This is a genomic window from Paenibacillus sp. J31R98 (assembly GCF_056269245.1).
The window spans coordinates 1-19,571 of sequence record NZ_JBWDNO010000015.1; the positions used below are offsets into that span (position 1 = coordinate 1).

The 19,571-nt window shown below is 50.0% G+C and carries 13 protein-coding genes and 2 tRNA genes; 3 read left to right on the forward strand and 12 right to left on the reverse strand.

Going from position 1 to position 19,571, the window contains the following annotated elements:
- The first annotated feature begins 131 nt into the window (after positions 1-131).
- Both AC0YNX_RS30330 and AC0YNX_RS30335 read left to right on the forward strand, forming a co-directional pair.
- Positions 132-207: transfer RNA gene (locus tag AC0YNX_RS30330), tRNA-Thr, on the forward strand.
- 7 nt (positions 208-214) lie between these two features.
- A tRNA-Gly gene (locus tag AC0YNX_RS30335) sits at positions 215-289 on the forward strand.
- Between the two features lie 129 nt (positions 290-418).
- Here AC0YNX_RS30335 and thpR read toward each other — a convergent pair.
- From thpR to AC0YNX_RS30375, 8 genes are all read right to left on the reverse strand, one after another.
- A complete protein-coding gene (gene thpR / locus AC0YNX_RS30340; RefSeq protein WP_475819408.1) occupies positions 419-1,024 on the reverse strand; it encodes an RNA 2',3'-cyclic phosphodiesterase in 606 nt (201 codons plus the stop codon).
- 169 nt (positions 1,025-1,193) lie between these two features.
- The gene (gene pilO, locus AC0YNX_RS30345; RefSeq protein ID WP_475819409.1) at positions 1,194-1,868 is read right to left on the reverse strand and encodes a type 4a pilus biogenesis protein PilO; all 675 of its coding nucleotides are present in this window, start codon (positions 1,866-1,868) and stop codon (positions 1,194-1,196) included.
- Positions 1,852-3,378 carry a pilus assembly protein PilM gene (pilM, locus tag AC0YNX_RS30350; RefSeq protein WP_475819410.1) on the reverse strand — a complete coding sequence of 509 codons (1,527 nt, stop codon included), beginning with the start codon at positions 3,376-3,378 and terminating at the stop codon, positions 1,852-1,854. The genes pilO and pilM overlap by 17 nt, the downstream gene beginning before the upstream one ends.
- Positions 3,379-3,396: 18 nt before the next feature.
- Positions 3,397-4,152 (reverse strand): prepilin peptidase, encoded by a 756-nt coding sequence (locus AC0YNX_RS30355; protein ID WP_475819411.1) that lies wholly within the window; start codon positions 4,150-4,152, stop codon positions 3,397-3,399.
- Positions 4,153-4,252: 100 nt separating this feature from the next.
- Complete coding sequence (locus AC0YNX_RS30360; protein WP_475819412.1) at positions 4,253-4,744, reverse strand: type II secretion system protein; 492 nt, start codon at positions 4,742-4,744, stop codon at positions 4,253-4,255.
- A gap of 62 nt (positions 4,745-4,806) precedes the next feature.
- Positions 4,807-6,015 (reverse strand): type II secretion system F family protein, encoded by a 1,209-nt coding sequence (locus AC0YNX_RS30365; RefSeq protein ID WP_475819413.1) that lies wholly within the window; start codon positions 6,013-6,015, stop codon positions 4,807-4,809.
- Positions 6,015-7,064 (reverse strand): type IV pilus twitching motility protein PilT, encoded by a 1,050-nt coding sequence (locus tag AC0YNX_RS30370; RefSeq protein WP_475819414.1) that lies wholly within the window; start codon positions 7,062-7,064, stop codon positions 6,015-6,017. The genes AC0YNX_RS30365 and AC0YNX_RS30370 overlap by 1 nt, the downstream gene beginning before the upstream one ends.
- Positions 7,065-7,080: 16 nt before the next feature.
- Positions 7,081-8,748, reverse strand: a complete 1,668-nt coding sequence (locus AC0YNX_RS30375; protein WP_475819415.1) for a GspE/PulE family protein — start codon at positions 8,746-8,748, stop codon at positions 7,081-7,083.
- Positions 8,749-9,067: 319 nt separating this feature from the next.
- Between AC0YNX_RS30375 and AC0YNX_RS30380 the strand changes: the two genes are divergently transcribed.
- On the forward strand, positions 9,068-13,336 hold the full coding sequence (locus AC0YNX_RS30380; protein WP_475819416.1) for a DUF5057 domain-containing protein: 4,269 nt from the start codon (positions 9,068-9,070) through the stop codon (positions 13,334-13,336).
- A gap of 61 nt (positions 13,337-13,397) precedes the next feature.
- On the opposite strand, the gene AC0YNX_RS30385 is transcribed toward AC0YNX_RS30380, so the two are convergent.
- The 4 genes from AC0YNX_RS30385 to AC0YNX_RS30400 form a co-directional block, all read right to left on the reverse strand.
- The gene (locus AC0YNX_RS30385; protein WP_475819417.1) at positions 13,398-15,314 is read right to left on the reverse strand and encodes a hypothetical protein; all 1,917 of its coding nucleotides are present in this window, start codon (positions 15,312-15,314) and stop codon (positions 13,398-13,400) included.
- 19 nt (positions 15,315-15,333) lie between these two features.
- A complete protein-coding gene (locus AC0YNX_RS30390) occupies positions 15,334-15,906 on the reverse strand; it encodes a PulJ/GspJ family protein (protein WP_475819418.1) in 573 nt (190 codons plus the stop codon).
- Positions 15,890-16,528, reverse strand: coding sequence for a type IV pilus modification PilV family protein (locus AC0YNX_RS30395; protein ID WP_475819419.1), 639 nt, complete (start codon positions 16,526-16,528; stop codon positions 15,890-15,892). The genes AC0YNX_RS30390 and AC0YNX_RS30395 overlap by 17 nt, the downstream gene beginning before the upstream one ends.
- A 170-nt stretch (positions 16,529-16,698) precedes the next feature.
- The gene (locus AC0YNX_RS30400; protein ID WP_475819420.1) at positions 16,699-19,347 is read right to left on the reverse strand and encodes a response regulator; all 2,649 of its coding nucleotides are present in this window, start codon (positions 19,345-19,347) and stop codon (positions 16,699-16,701) included.
- Positions 19,348-19,571 lie beyond the last annotated feature (224 nt).

The window sequence follows — 19,571 nt, forward strand, 5'->3', positions numbered from 1 at the left end:
GCGCGGCAACGTGTGCAGCTGACGAATACTAATCGGTCGAGGGCTTATCCTAAATAAGTAAATCCAGCTAAGTAAGAAACCTTCGCAAAGGTTCGTATCCAGTTTTCAGGGTGTTAGTATCTATATAACGCGCCGGTGTAGCTCAGTTGGTAGAGCAACTGACTTGTAATCAGTAGGTCGTGGGTTCGACTCCTATCGCCGGCACCATTTATATGCGGAAGTGGCTCAGCGGTAGAGCATCGCCTTGCCAAGGCGAGGGTCGCGGGTTCGATTCCCGTCTTCCGCTCCATATAAGTGCTTCTTACTTAAATAATATCCCTTGCTTAGGCAAGGGTTTTTTGTTGTCTTTAGAGGCAGTTCCTTGATTGCACTGCAACCTTAATATCAAAGAGCGCAGACCTTTATGGCCTGCGCTCTTCTAAGTATATGTAATAACTGATACAGCTTCGTACATCGGTTGTTGGTGCATGTGTGTGGCGTAGAGGACGATCGAATCGGATTGCCACTGCAACGGCTTTCCTTTAGCTGAAGACGGCTCTTGATGAAGGACAAGCGTTGAAGGAGCGAAAGGCTCTTCTCTGTTATATTTTCGTGCTAGAGTAAGGTGAGGATGGTATGGACGTTCTTCAGGAGGAAACCCGAGCGTACTAAGTTTCGAGATGACCTGTTCCTGCAAGTAGCGAAGCTGCTTCACATCGCCACCTATAGCGCCCCATAGAACGGATGGAAACGTTGGACGGCCGAATGTGCCGAGTGATTCTATGCAAATTTGAAATGGCGTCATTGCTGTTACAGCAGCACGCATTCCCTCGATAATCTGCGGTATCCGCTCAGATGTTGTGTCACCGAGAAATTGGAGTGTAATATGCAAATCTTCGGAATGAACCCATTTGCGAAATTGAAATTGTGGCTGCTGCTGCAGGGTAGAAGACCATGTAGAGATGGATTGTTTGATTTCGCTCGGCAGTGGTACAGCGACGAATAGCCGCAAGGGTGATTCCCCTCTTATAGCTGATTGATTCATAAGATGACTCCTTAGATAAGATAAGCGGACGGTGAGCGTAGTTTATTGGCGAACTCGTTTATTATGGCAAGCAGGAGGTTGAGGTATTCAAGCTTACGAGATAGCTGAACCGATTAGGATGAGAAAGAGCCGCGTTTACCAGCTATTCAGTGGTAGGCGCGGCTCTTGTTCATTCTGAGTAAGGCAGAACGATCTGCTTTACGAGTGATTTATATGATGGATCGAAGTAAGCAGTGAATGTAATATTCGACGAAATCGGTTTGTCGGCATTGCTTGCTTTGGCCGCATCGAAGGATTCCACTGTCACGAGCCGCTGCATCTTCTGGAGCTTCTCCACGTAACGAAGCACATCTGTGTAGCGCCCTTTGATCACGGCTGAAACTTTAAGCTTCTTCACATTGGCTCCTAATGAGGTGGAACCATTGTTATTGTCGGCTGCACCATCTGAGCCATTACTGTCGCTAGTGCCGGTCGATGACGTATTATCAGTGTTACCGGAGGTTTGTTCTCCTGGCGCATCTGCTGTAAAGGTCGCTGTAACAGTTGCCGTGCCTGTCTCTTGCTCAATTCGCTGTAGATCGAGCAATAGCTGCTCGGTGTTATCCCAGAGTGGCAGCGCGTTCTGTACGCTAGCTTCGGAGTAAGCATTATTCGCTTGCTTCTTCTCTGCCACCTTCTTGCCAAGAAGCTCAGCTTGGCCGGTAAGGCGTTTGATTTCCGCCTGCTGTTCAGAGTCATTGCCTGAAGATGGCTTAATCACGAAAGAGTAAGCCGCGAACAGGAGAAGGAAGAGAAGCGCGATGAGCAGCACTGCGAGTGAGCGGTTCTTATTTAGCTGTTCCATCTGACGCCTCCCCCTTCGCTTGCTGCTGCTTCAACTTAATTGAGAATGTAGCTGAATACGGCTTTGTTACGGCGACCCCGCCATTGCCAGTCGATGTGGCTACGATCTCGCTGCGGGACATCGTTTGCAGAGCGGCTTCATCCGCAAAGGACATACGGTGCAGATCAAACAGGTAGCGAGACATATCGCCCATCTTCAAGAAGCTGGCGCTGATCGCGATCTGACCCTGCTCGGTATAGCTCATTGTTCGGATAACTGCTCCAGCAGGCAGCTTCTGATCAAGCTCACGCGCGATAGCCACAACGTCCCGCTGCTTGTTCTTAATCATCTCTATCTCATTCAGAGGGTTCGATTGGCTCCCCTCTGCTCCGGAGATAAGCTCATTCTCAAGCAGCGCAATCTGATCGTTCAGCGCTTGCACTCTGCTGGCTTGACTTGCTTCAGCAGAACGGTTGTCCAAGTAAGAATAACCGGACAATGCGGTTAGAAGCAACCAGACAGCGAGCGCAGCAACTATCGCTACCGGGAAACGCTTGGATTCACTTGTAGCGCGGCGAGGTAGCAGGTTAATTGTAAAGCTTGGATCACGAGGCAAAGCCAGGCCAGCCGGTAGCAGGTAGGCGCCTTGTCTGCCTGCAAAGATATTCGGCTCGAATGCATGGAATGCTGTATCGTTCATATCTATGTCCGGATGAGTGTCGCGCAGCGCAGCGATGAGGCTTTGTTTGGCCGCGGGAGTGCCGGCTATAATGGCCTTCGTGATCCGTGAAGCGCCCTCATGGAGCCCGAATTGATAGAAGTTTAGAATACGGGAAATTTCAGCGGTTAGCTCGCCAACCTGAAACTCGCTCAATTGACCAGACTCATGGCCGCCAAGCTCTTGAAGCGATATGGTGCGCATGAAGATTGGGCTGCCCTCATGGAACATGAAGATCTCCATCGTCGTATCGCCAAGATGGATAACCATCGTTTCGCTCGCCTTTTCCGCTTGCTGCGTGAATAATGATTTTGCGAGCGCGGCTGCGGGAAAGGAAACCATTTTGACACGAAGACGGGCTTCCTGAAGCAGATCGACTGCAGCGCGTATCCATTTGAGCGGCGCGGCGAAAATAAGCACATGCGTGCTTTCCTCATCCTTGCTCATGATCAAATAATCGTAGACCGGCTCCTCAAAAGGCAGGTGAAGCGTTGTTTCGACTTCCAGCTCGATGAGATGCCGAAGCTCCTTGGTGTTCGTTGAAGGGATACGCATTTTGCGTACGATAATTTGCGAGGTTGGCACAGCTAACGTAACAGATGCGCCGGTAAGCTTCTCTTTATTCACCCATTTCTTAAAAGAGCCGCGTATTCCGGCAGCATTCGCGAGCTGATCATCCACTACGATGCCGTCTGGAAAGGCGAGAAAACCTGACCGATCGATTGTCCAAGCCTTCTTCTTGCGCAAGCTGGCATATCGGATGCCAGACTCATCGATGGTTATGCCAATGGTTTTGGAGCCTGTTAGATTCATGATCAATCACTTCCCATTTTAGGTCAATAAGTTCAAGTACCAATCAATTGCTGCATCACCGTAGCAATAAGCAGCAAGCGAGCCCAGAGCGAGAAACGGTCCGAAAGGAATAGCTTGCTTGCGAGAGGCGCGCTTAATCAGAATAAGCAAGCCGCCAACAATTGTACCGGCCAAGCATGCGAGCAGCATGGCGACTAGGACTGACTTAAAGCCGAGCACAAGGCCGCACAGGGCAAACAGCTTAACATCCCCCAGCCCCATCTGACCGCGCGATACAATGTGGACGAGCAGTAGAATACCACCTCCGAGCAAGGCGCCGAGTCCATAATGCCAGAGCGGCTCCGCGTGCTGCAATATTCGTGTGAGCAGCAGAAGAGGAAGGAATGCGAGCAGGACGTTGTTCGGAATAAGCATATATACCAGATCGGATACCGTTATGATGACGCACAAGCTGACAAACAGTAGGGCAGCAATCAATTCAAGTGATAAGCCAAAATGTAGATACATCAGCATGAACAACAGTCCGGTAACTGCTTCACCAAAAGGGTAAAGAGGCGAGACTTTTTGACTGCAATGCCTGCAACGCCCTTTGGCAAATAGATAACTGAAGACGGGAACGAGATCGCGTTTCCGCAGCCTCGTGCCGCAGCTGCTGCAGTGGGAGGGCGGGTGAAGGAGCGACTGCTTCTTCGGCACACGCAATCCGACAACGTTGAAGAACGAGCCGCAGATGAGGCCTAGAAGCAGAAAATAGAGCGCGATTGCAGTCGTCATAGGCGATAGCTACTTTCGTTAAGAGTAAAAGAGAGGAACCAGAACGAATCCGGTTCCTCGTGGGGTGTGGTGGGAGTAGGAGTAGGTGGAACGGTATTAGCTAGGTTCCTAAACCCGTTTTTGGTTCTGCTGAAGAATCGGTAGAAATGACATCATCACCATCGTAATACTTTCCTGCAGAAAGCGTAGAAGTTTTCATTGATACAAGCGACAACTTTCCTGATGAGTGGTCGTATTTTACGATGCCGCCTGAAATTGATTCTTTATTACTAGGAAGGTATATAGGTGTTTCCAAGTAGCCTGCTGTTTGCAATGTTGCAATAGGAATTTCGAGGTCCGTGTCAGCTGCCGGCTGAGTTGAAAGCTTAGTCTTATAGTCGCCGTTAAGCTCAGCCGTTACATACAAGCGTGAAGCCTCGAAAATCTGTCTAGCTGTCGCAAGATCCGAATCTTTTTTGGACTTATTAATAACGCCACCGATCAATGGAATAGCAATTGCAGAAATAACCCCTAGAATAACGATAACCGCTAGTAACTCGATGAGTGTGAACCCTTTCTCGTCTTTGCGAATACGTTTCATTACATTGACCATTGTGTATTCCTCCTAAAAATTCTAATTATAAAGCTACCATTCGTTCTGCGAGAACAATGAGGTCAGCCTAACTGGCTATATAAACTGAACATCGGCAGCATGATAGCCGCGACGATAGTTCCAACAACACCTGCGAGAAATACGAGCAGCAGCGGTTCAATCAACGACTTGAGCCGGTCTACTGTTTGCTCAACGTCCATTTCGTAGAAGTCAGCAACTTTGGCAAGCATCATATCTAGTGAGCCGGTCTCCTCACCGATTGCGATCATCTGCGTTACAAGAGGCGGGATCACCCACGACTTCTTCAGCGGATCGGATAGCGGCATACCTTGACGAAGCGATTCGGCAGAGTTCCTGATTACTTGTCCGACTACGCGGTTGGCGACGATCTCTTCGACGATTGCGAGCGCTTGAAGCATCGGTACGGAGCTAGCATAGAGCGAGGATAACGTTCGCGACAGCTGCGCGATGACGCCTTTCTGCTTCAGCTTGCCAAAGATCGGTACCTTCAGCTTCATGTAATCAATATAATAAGCCCCCTTGCTAGTACGTCCTGCTGCAAAGTATCCAATTCCTATGAGTGCAATGACGAGCAGCCATAGATACCACTGATGTTCAACGCTGCCGCTAACAGCCATGACCATCTTCGTTATGGCTGGCAATTGAGCATCCATAGAGTTGAACATGTTGACGAACTGCGGGACGACGGCTTTGAGCAAGTAAATCACTGCGGCGACAGCCAGTAATCCGACGACAACTGGATAAGTGAGCGCCGACTTGATCTTCTCCCGCGTGATATGCTGCTTCTCGAAGGTCTGTGCCAGCCGGTCTAGCGTGCCTTCCAAGTCGCCCGACTCTTCCCCTGCTCGAATCATACTGATGAACATGGGAGGGAAGATTCTTTTGTGCTCACTGGCCGAGAGTGAAAAGGCGTTGCCTCGGAGCAGGCTGGAATGGACGTCCAGCAATGCTTTCTTGAGTGGCTTGCTCTCGGTCTGTTGAGCGAGTATGCCGGTAGCGTCCACAATCGTAACGCCTGCCCGAATAAGTGTTGCAAACTGGCGGCAATACACGATGAAGTGCTGCGGCTTAACGGGATTCCCGATGTAAATCTCCATTGAGAGCACCGTATTCCGATGCTCATTCAGCGAGAGAACGACAAGCCCGCGCTTGCGCAACTCCTCAACAGCAGCCGACTTGTCCATAGCGGACATTTGACCTTTCAGCTGCTTGCCGCTGCTTGTCTTGACGTGATAGGCGAACTGAGCCATTAGCCTATACCTTCAGTCAAGTAGACAGCGGCGGCAGCACGGTCAACACGTCCAGTCTGAAGCAATTCCTTGATCGAAGCGTCCAGCGTATGCATGCCTTGCGCACGGCCGGTCTGCATGATGCTCTTGATCTGATGAACCTTCTCTGTACGGATCAAATTCGCCACCGCAGGAGTGTTGATCATAATCTCCGTAGCGCATGAACGGCCTTCACCACCGGGACGCGGCAGGAGACGCTGGGAGACAACGCCGAGCAGCACGGCTGCAAGCTGAGCCCGGATCTGCCCTTGCTGATGCGATGGGAACGCATCAATGATACGGTCAATCGTCTGCGGAGCATCTGTCGTATGCAGCGTAGCAAACACCAAGTGGCCGGTCTCCGCTGCCGTAACTGCGGCGGAGATTGTCTCCAGGTCGCGCATCTCCCCGACCAGAATGACGTCTGGATCCTGGCGGAGCGCAGCGCGCAGCCCATTGCTGAAGCTCTTCGTATCGCTGCCAACCTCGCGCTGATCCACGACGGAATCAGCATGGGTATGGAGGAATTCAATCGGATCTTCAAGTGTGACGATATGTTTCTTCTGTGTCCGATTTATGTAGTCGATCATCGCAGCAAGCGTTGAAGACTTGCCGCTTCCAGTTGGGCCAGTCACCAGGACAAGCCCTTGGTGCTTGTTCGCAAGCGTCTGAATGACGGCCGGCAATTGCAGCTGCTCGAGTGTTGGAATGCGAGTCGGAATGGTACGAATCGCGATGCTGACTTTGCCACGCTGGCGGAATGCATTGATCCGGTAGCGAGAGTATCCTTCCAGCTCGTAAGAGAAGTCAACCTCTCCGGCTTGGTCGAAATGTGCGAGCTGAGCTTCGGTCAGCAGGGCGGTCGCCATTGCTCTGGAGTGCTCGAGCGTCACTTCCTCTTGGCCAAGCCGCTGGAGTGAGCCGTGCACGCGCATTACAGGAGGGGAGCCGACCGATATGTGCAGGTCAGATGCTTTGCTCTCATGGGCTTGTCGCAGCAGGTTCGTAATTTGTTCCAATGGTTGAGTCATGATTTTGCCCCCTGTATTAATGGAATACGGTCTCGCGAAGCACTTCTTGCAGCGAGGTGATGCCTTGCGCCGCCTTGTCCAGGCTGTCCTGCATAAGCTGAATCAAACCGTGCTCCTCCGCCGCCTTGCGCAAATCGCGAACCGAAGTTTCCTGGCTAATCTGCTGGCGAATGGTGTCATTGACTGCAAGCACTTCGTGTATGGCTAACCTGCCGCGATATCCCGTCTGGTTACAATCGCCGCAGCCGCTGCCCTTGTAGAGCTTGTCTGCCTTGATGCCGTGATTGCTAAGGAAGATGTCTTCCTGCTCCGATGGCGTGTACGCCGTCTTGCAGTTTGGGCATATCCGTCTAACGAGACGCTGAGCGACAATCCCGACAAGCGAAGAAGCAATTAAATAAGGAGCAATGCCCATATCCCGAAGCCTTGTAATGGAGCTTGCCGCGTCATTCGTATGCAATGTTGACAAGACCAAATGGCCCGTGAGCGAAGCGCGAATAGCAATCTCCGCCGTCTCGGTATCCCGGATTTCGCCGACCATGATGATGTTCGGATCTTGCCTAAGGATGGAGCGTAAGCCAGCTGCAAAAGTAAGCCCGATCTGCGGATTCACATGCACTTGATTAATGCCCTCAAGCTGGTATTCGACCGGGTCCTCGATCGTGACGATGTTCGTATCTTCCTTATTCAGATGCTGCAGCGCGGAATAAAGGGTCGTCGTCTTGCCGCTTCCGGTTGGACCTGTAATAAGGATAATGCCGTAGGGAACGCCAATGATCTCTCTGAAAATCTGATAGTTGTAGCGGCTGAAGCCAAGCTGGTCGATCGCCTTCACTCCGACACTGAGATCGAGTATTCGCAGTACGATCTTCTCGCCATGAATGGTCGGCAAAGAGGAGACGCGGATATCAATCGTCTTGTAATCGACCTGCATCTTCAACCTACCGTCTTGAGGCAGACGACGCTCGGCAATGTTGAGCTTCGCCATAATCTTAAGGCGTGCAGTAATGAAGCCTTGCATCTGCTTCGGAATGGTACGCTCGGTTCTGAGTACGCCATCGAGCCGGTAACGAATAGCTACATTCGTCTCGCCTGGATCGACGTGAATATCAGACACTTGAAGCTGCACCGCTTGTTGAATCATCTGGTTGACAAGCCGTACGACAGGGGAGTCTTCGTCTGTAATTTCTGTCTCGCGGATTTCGTCCGTTGAAGGGAGATCGCCGAGAATTTGCGACATGGAATCTTGTAGCCCATAGTGCCTGGCGATAGCGCGCTGCAGCTCATCCCGGCCGGATATGGCAGGTTCAATTCGAAATCCTGTCGACATTCGGAGCTCTTCAATAGCGAAATAGTCAAGTGGGTCGGCCATGGCAACAAGCAGCTTGCCGCCTTCTTTATGTAGGGGAATCGCTTGGTAACGGCGAGCAAGGCTCTCCGGAATAATCTGGGTGATGGTCGGATCAATCTGGTACTTGAACAAGCTGACATGGGGGATACCGAGCTGCACTTCGAGAACCTCAAAGAGCTGCTGCTCCGTAATATAACCCTGCGTGATGAGTAAGTCGCCAAGCTTCTGCTTCGTCTTGCTTTGCTCTCGCAGTGCCTGTTGCAGCTGCTCTTCTGATATGACGCTGCTCTCTATGAGCAAATCGCCGAGCCGTTTCTTCTTTACCGTGCTCATCGTTTCTCACATCCTCTTAAAACGCATAGAAAAACAAATGGAAAAAGGGAATCCCTAGTTGTAGGACTATAGACCCAAAATCATCTGTGCGAGGGTTGGAAGAAATAGTCGCTTTATTCAAGAAAATTGCCACTTTTTGCTGGTGTAATCTCATTATACACATACCTGACTCTATTAGACAATAAAGGATTCTATTGAGCAAAAATTAACAAAAAGTTCTATTTTTCTCAGAGGTTTAGAAGTATAATAGAAGGAGATGAATCTAGTACTTTAGAACTGGTTAAAAATGTAAATGGTTTACAGATTAGGAGGGGTAACTGTGAGCGCGAGAATGAGGAAGCTGATAGCAAGGCTTGTTCTAGTCTGTATAATCGTTGGATTAATTGTAATACCTGAGCTTCGTGGGAAAGCCTATGCCGACAGCACGGTTTACTACGCGATAAAGACAAGCACCAATAAATTTCTAACTGTTGGCTCTGGCAATGTGCTGACTGCAAGCACGACCAGCATCGGTACGGCTGCTGAGCAGTTCGAACTGATATCGAATAGTGATAATACATATTCCATTAAATCCAAACTTAGCGGGATGTATGTGACTGCTACTGTGGACCAGGATAATAATCCGTTGCCCCTTCAAGCGACGTCCGCTGCTATTGGCTCAAATGAGAAGTTCAAAAAGAGCAACGACTTATTGAGTGCCGGCAACAGTAATAAATATGTATACGTGAAATCTTCTAACTCAAAGCTCTATGCTTCGAAGAGCGATTCCAGCGATGGAACCAAATTGTATTTCTCCAAGGACGTCACGAAGCTGCTTGAAATTACAGATAGTGGCGATTCCGATTTGCAAGATGTGCTCGGCTCGCTTCCGAATGTGTCGATCGACACGCTTAGCATGAAACGGTTCGTGGCGCTGCGCGGCGAACTAGACGGCAAGTATGATGCTATCTACATTGGTAAAGGCAATTACAACCCGACCAAGCTCGGCAAAACTGCCGATCATGCGACGAAAAGTCTTGAGAACGATATTACGATGCTGAAGGCAAAGGAGATCGTTGACCAATATATAAGCAAGGGACAGTTAGTCTTGATCTATAGCGATGCGTCTTCGAAGAGCGGCCTGCTCTATCAAGGCAAGATCGTGAGCAACACTTTCACCGCCTTGCACGGTAATCTGTATACGACTTTTGCTCCATACTCGACCGCTGGGCGCGATAACGTCATCTTCCTGAATGCATCGGGTTTAAGCAATCTTGCTAGTCGATTCTCCACTTACAGCGAGCTATTAAATCAACGTCCGGAGCTTGTACTCAGTAGTCAGCCGACTTCTTACTTGATTAATTCGTCTACGTTGTACCGCGCGGGGGACAAGCTTACGTTCGGCTATAATGTGCCGAATTTCAGTGATTTTGGGCAAGGCAGCCTGACAGTGAATTTATATCTTGGCCTTGATAAGGCCGCAACCTTCGGCACCGATCAGATCGTGGCAAGCGCACCTGTTACGAATCAAGAAGGTGAATTATCATATGTGCTGCCGAAAGGCTATTCAGGCTTGTTCTATTGGAAGCTTGAAATTATTGATCAGCAGACGAAGCTGCGAAGCTATGAAACTGGCGTCTTCCGATATCGCGATCAGGTAACGAATGTTCGCGTGCTTCAAATCATGGCCAATGATTCGGACGTCAGTAGTCTGAAGAAAAGCACTAACCTGAACCAGTCTTATCTGACTTCAACTGGTGAGTACAATATTTCTATCACGACGATGAAGTTCAATGATTTTAATACCAGTGACAAGAGCGGGCTGAATGGATCATACGACATGCTGATCTTCGGTTTTGCCGATTCTTACAATGCCAATGCGAGTATAACGAATGCAACTGCCGATGTAGTCAATAACTTCATTAAGACGGGCCAGAGTGTCATGTTCACGCATGATACGGTTTTCTCAAGCTCAGGAACAGACCGGAACACATGGATCAACAAGTTCCAGCAAACAACGGGCCAGATTGAGCCATGGACGAATCTTGGTCTCGGTGCCCCGAATACGTCGACGACCGTGAAGAAAGTGAACGATGGCCTGCTCAATCAATTCCCGTTCAATTTGAACAATTCGACGCCGACGGTTGCGACAACGCATAACCAATATTTCACGCTGGATCTCGAGGATGAAACAGTCGTGCCTTGGTACAACATAACAGGCGGCAGCCGCGATGACACGGATGACAGTTGGAACCATTACTATACATACTCGAAGGGCAATGTGACCTACTCAGGTACAGGCCATACGAACACTAACTTCCCGGATTGGGAACAGAAGCTGTTCGTCAATACGATGTACAGAGCTTATATGGGCTCTAACCATGCGCCGCTATTGACGGTGTACAATCCGGTGGACTATTCGTCAACGACGGATAACTTTATCCCAAGCTATCAATCAATTAATTTAAGCTTCATGCCGGAGGATTATGATTTTGCCGATCGCAACCTTAACGTACAGATCAGCTATACGTACAATAATGGCTCGGGGACGAAGACGGTTGATATGGACAAAATGACTACCGTATCGGGTTCGACGGTCAATCAGGTTATTCCGAATCCATTCACAGGCGACGGGGATATGACGATTAACGTTACCGTGACGGATAAGTCAGGCGCGAAAGCGACGAAATCCATTCCGGTCAAAATCAAGAAAATTTCTTCTAATCTGACCGTTCAGCGTACGATATCGGGGCTGGATTCCAGTTCCGGTCATGAGCTTGTGATGGAGCGGGGTACGACGGCAACGATGAGTTATTCCGCTACGCCGAAGCCGATTGCGAATTCAGGCTCGGTGAACGCTTCGAGCTTGAAGATTCAAGGGCTCACCTTTAATGAAACGCTGCCGGCTGGCCTCGAAATTGTAGGCTCGCTGCCTTCCGGGCTAACGAAGAGCGGGGACGTGAACAGTGGCTATACCATTAGCGGCAGCTTCAACACGATTACGTATGCACTCGCGGCTGATGGGAAGAACTACACTGCAGCGCCGATTAATTTCAACATTACAGTGAAGCCGACGGTCACAGGCACATTGCCGCTCAACCGTGCGAGCCTTTCGTTCAGAGATGTTGGACAAGCGTCGACGATGACTTTGCCATATGATTCTTATACGATCAATTCGATTGTAAAAGTAACGGGTTTATCCATCAGCGTAGATGATTTGACGTTGGTGAACCGGAAGGACAGCACCGGAGCTACGGTATACGATACAGCGACGGTCATCCCTTCGTATACGCCTGCAGATGCAACGCCGAAATTCAGCTGGACATCGTCTAATTCCAGTGTTGCTTCAATTATTACGACGAATGCGGGCAACGGCTTCGTGACCGCAGGGGCTAAAGGCGAAGCGACGATTACAGTGACGGATGCCATCTCCGGCAAATCGGCAAGCGCGAAAGTGACCGTGCTGGAATCAGGACTGAACATTATTGGCGCAGACACTGTAGGGATTGGATCGACACTTGATCTCTCTGGAAGCTTGATTAAGCCGAGCCGTGAAACGGTGAACATGAGCAGCATCAAGTGGAGTGTCTTCAATCCTACCGATGCTGTGGTTAGTCCGAGCACAGGCAGCTGGCAGACGAAGCTGACGGGACAGAAGGCAGGCACGATTACCGTTACATTGCACGTGGAGACGACATATGTCTCGACACTTGATGGGTCCAAAGTGACTGTACCGTATGATATGACAAAGCAGATTACGATTGAGAATCCAGTTCTGAAGCTGTCCGGCGCTCAGACGGCTGGGGTTGGCGATACGATTTCTCTGAATGCTGCTTTGTTGAAGGCGAGCGATCAGACGCCAATTGCGGACAACAGCGTTGTGCAGAGTGTAGCCTGGACTACGTCAAACACATCGGTAGGTGCGGTTACAGCTTCAAGTACAGGGAAGCAGCTGATGAACGAGCTGAAGTCCTTGTCCCCAGGGACGGTGACTGTAACGGTTAATGTTACATTGCCAAGCAATGTTACTCTAACGAAGGATCTGCAGATTATCATTCAAGATCGTAAGCCTGCGATTAGCGGTGCTGAGATCGTGAAGGCAGGTAATCCAATTACGGATCTTGGCATTGCATGGAGCGGCAGCGCTGGAGAGCCATCCTTCAACTATTTGCCGGAATGGTCGATACAGGGCAGCCATTCGGCAAGTACTACGATTGATCCGGAAACGGGCAAGCTGGTAACAGGATCAGGTGATAGCGGTACGATCACCATCGTGGTGACGATACATACGCCAGCTGGCGTTGATCTGTCGGCGACGAAGCAGATCGATATCGTCAATATGATGCCACCGCAAAAGGCGAATCTGTATCAAGGGGATACGATGAATTTGGCGGATCCCAAGGTGCTGCAAGTTTCGCCTGAGCGTCTTAGAGAATCGTTGCTACAAGGTCTCCAGTGGTCGTCTGATAACAATAACATCGTGACGGTTACACAGGATGGCCTCATTACCGGCAAGCGTAAAGGGACGGCTACGATAAAGATTTATGAACCAAAGCTGGGCTTGACGTTCAAAGTGCTGGTGACGGTAACGAATGAGGATCGATACTAGAACAAATAAAAATGGTGGTGCGGGATCTAACGATCCTGCACCACCATTTTTGTATGGAGAGCTATGAAGCTGGGAGCAGCTTCTTCTGCCCGATGTGAACTCTAATCTTGTTTACGCGAGGCAGACCGGCTTGCTGGTTAATGAAGACATCTCGGTTATAGTCAATGACGAAGCGGGCATGATCTTCTGTGGCGACTCCTTCATCCTGGTTGTCGAATGACAAGGTGCTTTGATTAGGAACCTCAGTTGTATCGCCAAGCACGGCGTTAATTTCCATCCCTTCCCTAGCAAAAAAACCGCCGTGAATCCAGAAGAGAGAGCCGACTCCGTAGAGCTTGGCTTCCTTATCGGTGTAGAAGAAGCCATCTAGCGTGTTCGGGCTCGACTGCCTATAACCGCTGCCGAGCTTCTGGAAGGAATCGACCCGGTAGAGGTCGATTCGTCCGTTCGCGATCATAACAAGCTCGCGTTTCACTTGATTGACCGTTAAACCACGGATTTGAGCGTCGGCGATCTCGTTCGTTCCGCTACCTACTAACGAATAGATGGTCGAATCCATCTCGAGCTTCCCTGCGAGATTGACGTTTCCTTTGACCAAGATGTTTGCCCTGATCGGAATTGCAGTGTTGGGATCATCATTATCAATCGTCAAGTTCCCGTTCACGATAAGCCAATCATGCGCTCCCTTGGTAGCGACGTCGTAGAAAATCTTACCCAGCCCTTCTTTGCCGATCGTGAGATCGCCATCCACATAAACCGGACCAGTCAGGTGGCTTAGGCGGTCGTTCAGCTGGTTCATTGCATGATGATACTCCGATAATTGCTCGGAAGACGCATCAGCTGCAGGCTTCGATGGAATTGTCAGCAGCCTGTTCTGAACGAAGTCCGGATAGACAGCGCCGAAATCGGCTCTCAACTGGTCCATCAGCTCATTCTCTGGATTAATCGGATGGTTGTTATAGGCTTTCCATAAGCCATCTCGCAGCGTGAAATCTACTGGACCCCCATCACCGAGAGAATCGAAAGCTTTATCAATGAAGGATTGAGGCACTTCAATAGAAATAAATTTCTTCTTCTCGGCCAGCTCAATCTTCGTTTGGAGACCATGATACTGCGTATCCTGCGAATCCGGCTGAAGCTCCTGATAGACTCCGCTTGAACCTAAACGATATTTGACGTTGTTCGCGGACTCAATCTGGATTTTACCGCTTTCGAGCAGGTCTCCGTCATTGTCGAAGATTCCGTCGATCGGTGCTGAGCCTGCTAGCGGATTCACATAGAGAAACTGTGTGCTTGCGGGAAGATCGACATTGCCGCGATAGGTATAGTTCGCTACGTTCTGGATGAGCAGTTGATTACCCGCATAGATGTTGCCAATAAAGAGCGGAGCGCCGTTTATGACTACATCGCCTTCGGAGCCCATTGCATATTTCAGAAAATCCGGGAACGTATCGAGTGTCACTTCTTGCGTGAGGTCGCGTTTCACGCCGTTCACCTCAGCTTCTGCGGTGACGCGCAGCGATGTCAAATACGTCGTCTCATCGCCGCTTGCAGCTTCTGCGCTCAGACTTGCGGCATCTCCGATCTTGTGGTCAGCGCAGTAGAGGCTTTGCTTCGAAAACTCAGACGGCACTCCGAGCAGACAAATGTTCTTGATCTGATATTCAGGCTTCTTCGCTTGATCAAGCTCAGAGTTGGTGCGCACCGTATAATCATTGAATTTCTCCACGAAATCCTCAGCTTGCTGCACAATTTGGGACGGGCTGATCGACTGATTATCGAACTGCGCCATAATGTGCGCAATCGCTTCACTAAGCGCTTTATCTGCCAGATGAACCGTCTGCAGATTGTCCTCGTTCTTCTGCGCTCGTGTTGCACCGCCAATCGTGGCGCCGAGCACAGCAACGCCTAGCATCGTGAAGAGCAGCAGCATAAATACAACAAGCAGCAAGGCCGAGCCTCGTTCTTCTCTCCACATGGCCGGCAGTCTCCTTCCTTTAGAATCCGAATCTGCTCTCCAGATCGAGATCGTAGTTCTTATTTCCAAATACTTGCCTCAGTTTCAGCTTAATCTCAATCAATCCGCTGCTGCAGCCGCTGGCGGCATTGCTATTCAAGCAAGAGACGATCATCGCGGAGGCGCTTGTCGGCCTAACAAGATCTGTAACGATGTCTGATTGCACGGCGACTTCACGATTGCCAATGTAGAGCACAGTCTTACCCGCATCATTCGATGCCTTGAATTGAATCTTCTCCAGCTGAGAGGAACCATCAGAGCCATCGCCTGACTCAACTTCCGGAAGAGTAAGCACCATGGACTGACGGAGAGGATCGGCTTGCGAGATCCGGATTGGTCCGACCTGGTACAGCTCGCTAATGATAGAGGACATGATCAGATCGCCTTCATCGCGCAGCGCATTCTCAATTCGAACTTTGTGATAGGTATTGAGGCCGAATGTAATGGAAGAGTAGATTACGCCTAGCACGACGGAGAGCAAAGTAATCGACGCAATCAGTTCGATGAGCGTGAAGCCTTGTTCAGCACGGTAATGGTTAACGAATCGCTTCATCGGTTATGTATCCCTCCACTTCAGTACGCTCCCTCTTGGAAGGCTGCTCAAGCTGTCCATTATCGTCCTTTACCGCTTCCTCAACTTCGACCTTTATTGGGAGCAAATAGCTGCCGATTCGGCTGTCGTTCGATGTACCGCCAGTCTGTGTATCGGAATCGAGCTCGTCATGAAGCTGATCTTGATAGCTGATCGTGACGCGATAAGGCACACCGTTTACTTCCGGGTTCAAAATATAGACAAGCGTTTCTGAATCTGCAACAAGATCGGCATAATCCGTACAAGTGCTGCTTCCTGACGGGCAGCCATCCGAATTAATGACTTTGCGCTTCTCACCAATACCAAGCGGCTGTCCAATCTTGAAATAAGTGTTCATCTTATCGAAATCAGATTGCTTCTGCATGTAGAACAGCGTATTGCGCGCAAGATTAATCATAACGGTCTTGTTCTGATTGCCCTTGGAATACGAGAGCGCATGAACAAAAAAAGCCGTCATCGCAAGTCCAGCAATAGCAATGACGACGAGGCAAGTTAATATTTCGACCAAAGTAAATCCGCCCTCATTCGAAGGCGCAGTCCGTTCGGCTGCTGCTCGCATGACAATCACAATTCCCTTCGGCACAAACATTTGCTTATCTCTAACTATTCGACACAATGGGCGTAAAATCCTCTTTTTGACATAGTTCTAAAGTTACAGGTTCCAAAGACCTATCTGTCATGCAAAACGCCGTTATTCAAAGGCATTCGATGCCCCCAAATAACGGCGTTCACAACTTCATGGCTTCACAACAATTAGGAAGAATGTGCAGTTTCCTTCGTTTTGGACGTCTGAATAAGACGCTGCAATATGCTGAACAGCTGAATCGGATCGAACGGCTTCGTAATATACGCATCCATGCCGGCTTCAAGCACTTGCTCCTTGACGCCCTTCATCGCATCGGCAGTCATCGCAATAATGGGCATATCGTTGCCTTGCGCTAAACCGCGAATCGCGTGAGTGGCTTCAAAGCCGTCCATGACAGGCATCTGCAGATCCATCAGAATGGCGTCATAATGCTCCCGCATGACCCAATTGACAGCCTCCTGCCCATTCTCCGCGACATCGACGTGGATGCCCATCTCGCGCAAGATCTCCTTGGCGACGAGCTGATTAATCTCGTTATCTTCTACAAGCAGCACGTGAGTACCGCGCAGGGCAGTGTATTTGTCCGATTGCTGAGCATGCTGCGGGGACTGATGCTTCGTCTGAAAATGCTGCCGGAACAAGCTGACCATCTCGTTGTACAGCTGTGACTGGCTGATCGGATAGTGAAGCACCTTCTCAACTAACTGCGACTGCTCCGCCTGCAGCAGGCCAGACTCGTGATATGCGCTAATCAGCACGATCACCTGGAGAGGAGCTGCGAACTCTTGCTTGATTCGTTCAGCAAGCTGTAAGGTAACATCACTCTGCAGCATCCAATCGACTATAACGAGATCGTAGCGGCCGCTGCGTGCGATATGCTCGAACGCATCTTCCTCCGAGATGGCGGTGCCGACAACGCATTGGAACTGCTCCAGCTGCTTCTTCAGCACCTGCTGCATCTCGATATTGTCGCAGACGAGCAGTACGCGCAGATACTTCAGCTTGACGTCCTCCGCCTCTTGCATCGCGAGTGCTCTGCCATCGCTGTGGCCAAACTGTGCGGTGAAGGAGAAGCAGCTGCCTTCGTCAGGCTCACTATGTACCTCGATCAAGCCGCCCATCAGCTCGACGAGATTCTTGCTAATGACAAGGCCAAGGCCGGTTCCGCCGTACTTGCGGGTTGTCGACATATCGGCTTGCGTGAACTGGCGGAACAGCTTGTCCTGCTGCTCGCGCGATATGCCGATGCCCGTATCCCGAACCGCGAAGGAGAGCGTAACGCCGTGCTTATCCAGGCGCAGCGCCTTCACCTCGAACGTCACTTCACCCTCTTCCGTAAATTTGACCGCATTATTGGATAGATTGAGCAGAATCTGATTGAGCCGGAATGGATCTCCGACCAGCATCTGCGGCACGTCAGGATGAATGGAGAAGTGCAGCTTAAGCCCTTTGTCGAACGCTTTAATGCTGATCAAATTCGAGATTTGGTTCAGCACCTCGTACAGGTCAAACTCAATTTGCTCCAGGACTACCTTGTTCGCTTCGATCTTGGAGAAATCGAGCACATCGTTAATAAGCGTAATGAGATTCTTCGCAGAGATGATCGTGTTGTTCACATAGCCTTTTTGCTGCTCCGTTAGCTCCGTTTGTTGAAGCAGATAGCTGAGGCCAATAACAGCGTTCATCGGCGTACGGATCTCATGGCTCATGTTGGCAAGAAACTCGCTCTTCGCGCGATTCGCCGTATCCGCTGTATCCTTCGCTTCCTCGAGCATCGCGTTCTTGTTCTCAAGCTCTGTTGTCCGCTCTTCGACAAGCACCTCCAGATGCGATTTGTAATGATGAAGCGCTTCTTCAGCTTGCTTACGCTCGGTAATATCCATCCCAGCCCGCAGCGTCCCAATCATCTGCCCAGCCTTGTCGCGAACAATCGTGTTATTCCAGGAAATGAACCTTCTAGAACCGGAACTCGTAACAATGGCGCCATCGTTGTCTTCAAATTGGAACATCTCGTTGTTGAACCAATTCTGGCCAAGCAATTCTTGCTCCGAACTCTCCAGCAAGCGGCAGCCCTCTCGGTTAATCCGTGTAATCCGACCGTCCGGATCGTATGCAACGATGATGACTTCCACAATGTCGAGATACTGCTGCGCCTTCTCCTTCTCCAGCGACAGATCACGGTTAGCCCGGCGGCGAATGGAACGGTTAACAAGGAGGAAGATAGCGCCTGTCACCAGCGCAATCAAGCCGATCAGAATAACCATCGTTTGGCTCAGCGATTGTTGGCTGGCTGATTTCTCAACGTCGTGCTGCGTCCCGCTCAAGTTGTACTCGACCCATTTGTTAAGCGCGGAATCCGCTTGCTGACGAGTCGGAGACAGCTGGGCGAGCAGGGCAAGCCCGGTATCTTTCTCTCCTGCCAGCGCAGCCTCGACGATCATCAGTCCTGTCTTGAAATAGGAATCCGTGAACTTGCCAACGTTCAGGAAGATCTCTGTTTCTTCATCGGAGTTATTCAAATACGAATAACCTTGCATATCCGTCTTGAACCGTTCTTGTTCTTTGCGAATCGATTCAGCGAGTTGTTCCTTCATCGCTCTATCATCCGTAAGCAGAATTTTGTGCATATCCACGCGCACTTGTGTGAATTCGTCTTCTAAAACAGTGATTTTCGCAATGCTAGGCATCCAATTCATTTCGACTTTGTGGATCGTTCGCCGAAGATCATTCGTCTGATAGACGGAAATCGCAATGACGGAGGCGAGCAGGGCGAAAATCGTGGTGAAAATCGCTGTCATTTTGGTTCGGTTAGACATCGCGGCGCGCTCCTTAAGTTGTAGGAATTATCAGTTTTACAGGTACCCCTCTAGCATACGCTCTGCTTCCAATTGCTGTCTAGAGATAGAGATTCCAGTGATGTCGAAGCTGCAGCGATCGTTTTTATACTTTTTTAACTCTGGCAAGCTCTTTCTTTACCTCGAATTTACGGCAATCCATATTAAGATATGGCAGTACCGTTCAAACATAGGAGAGTGAACAT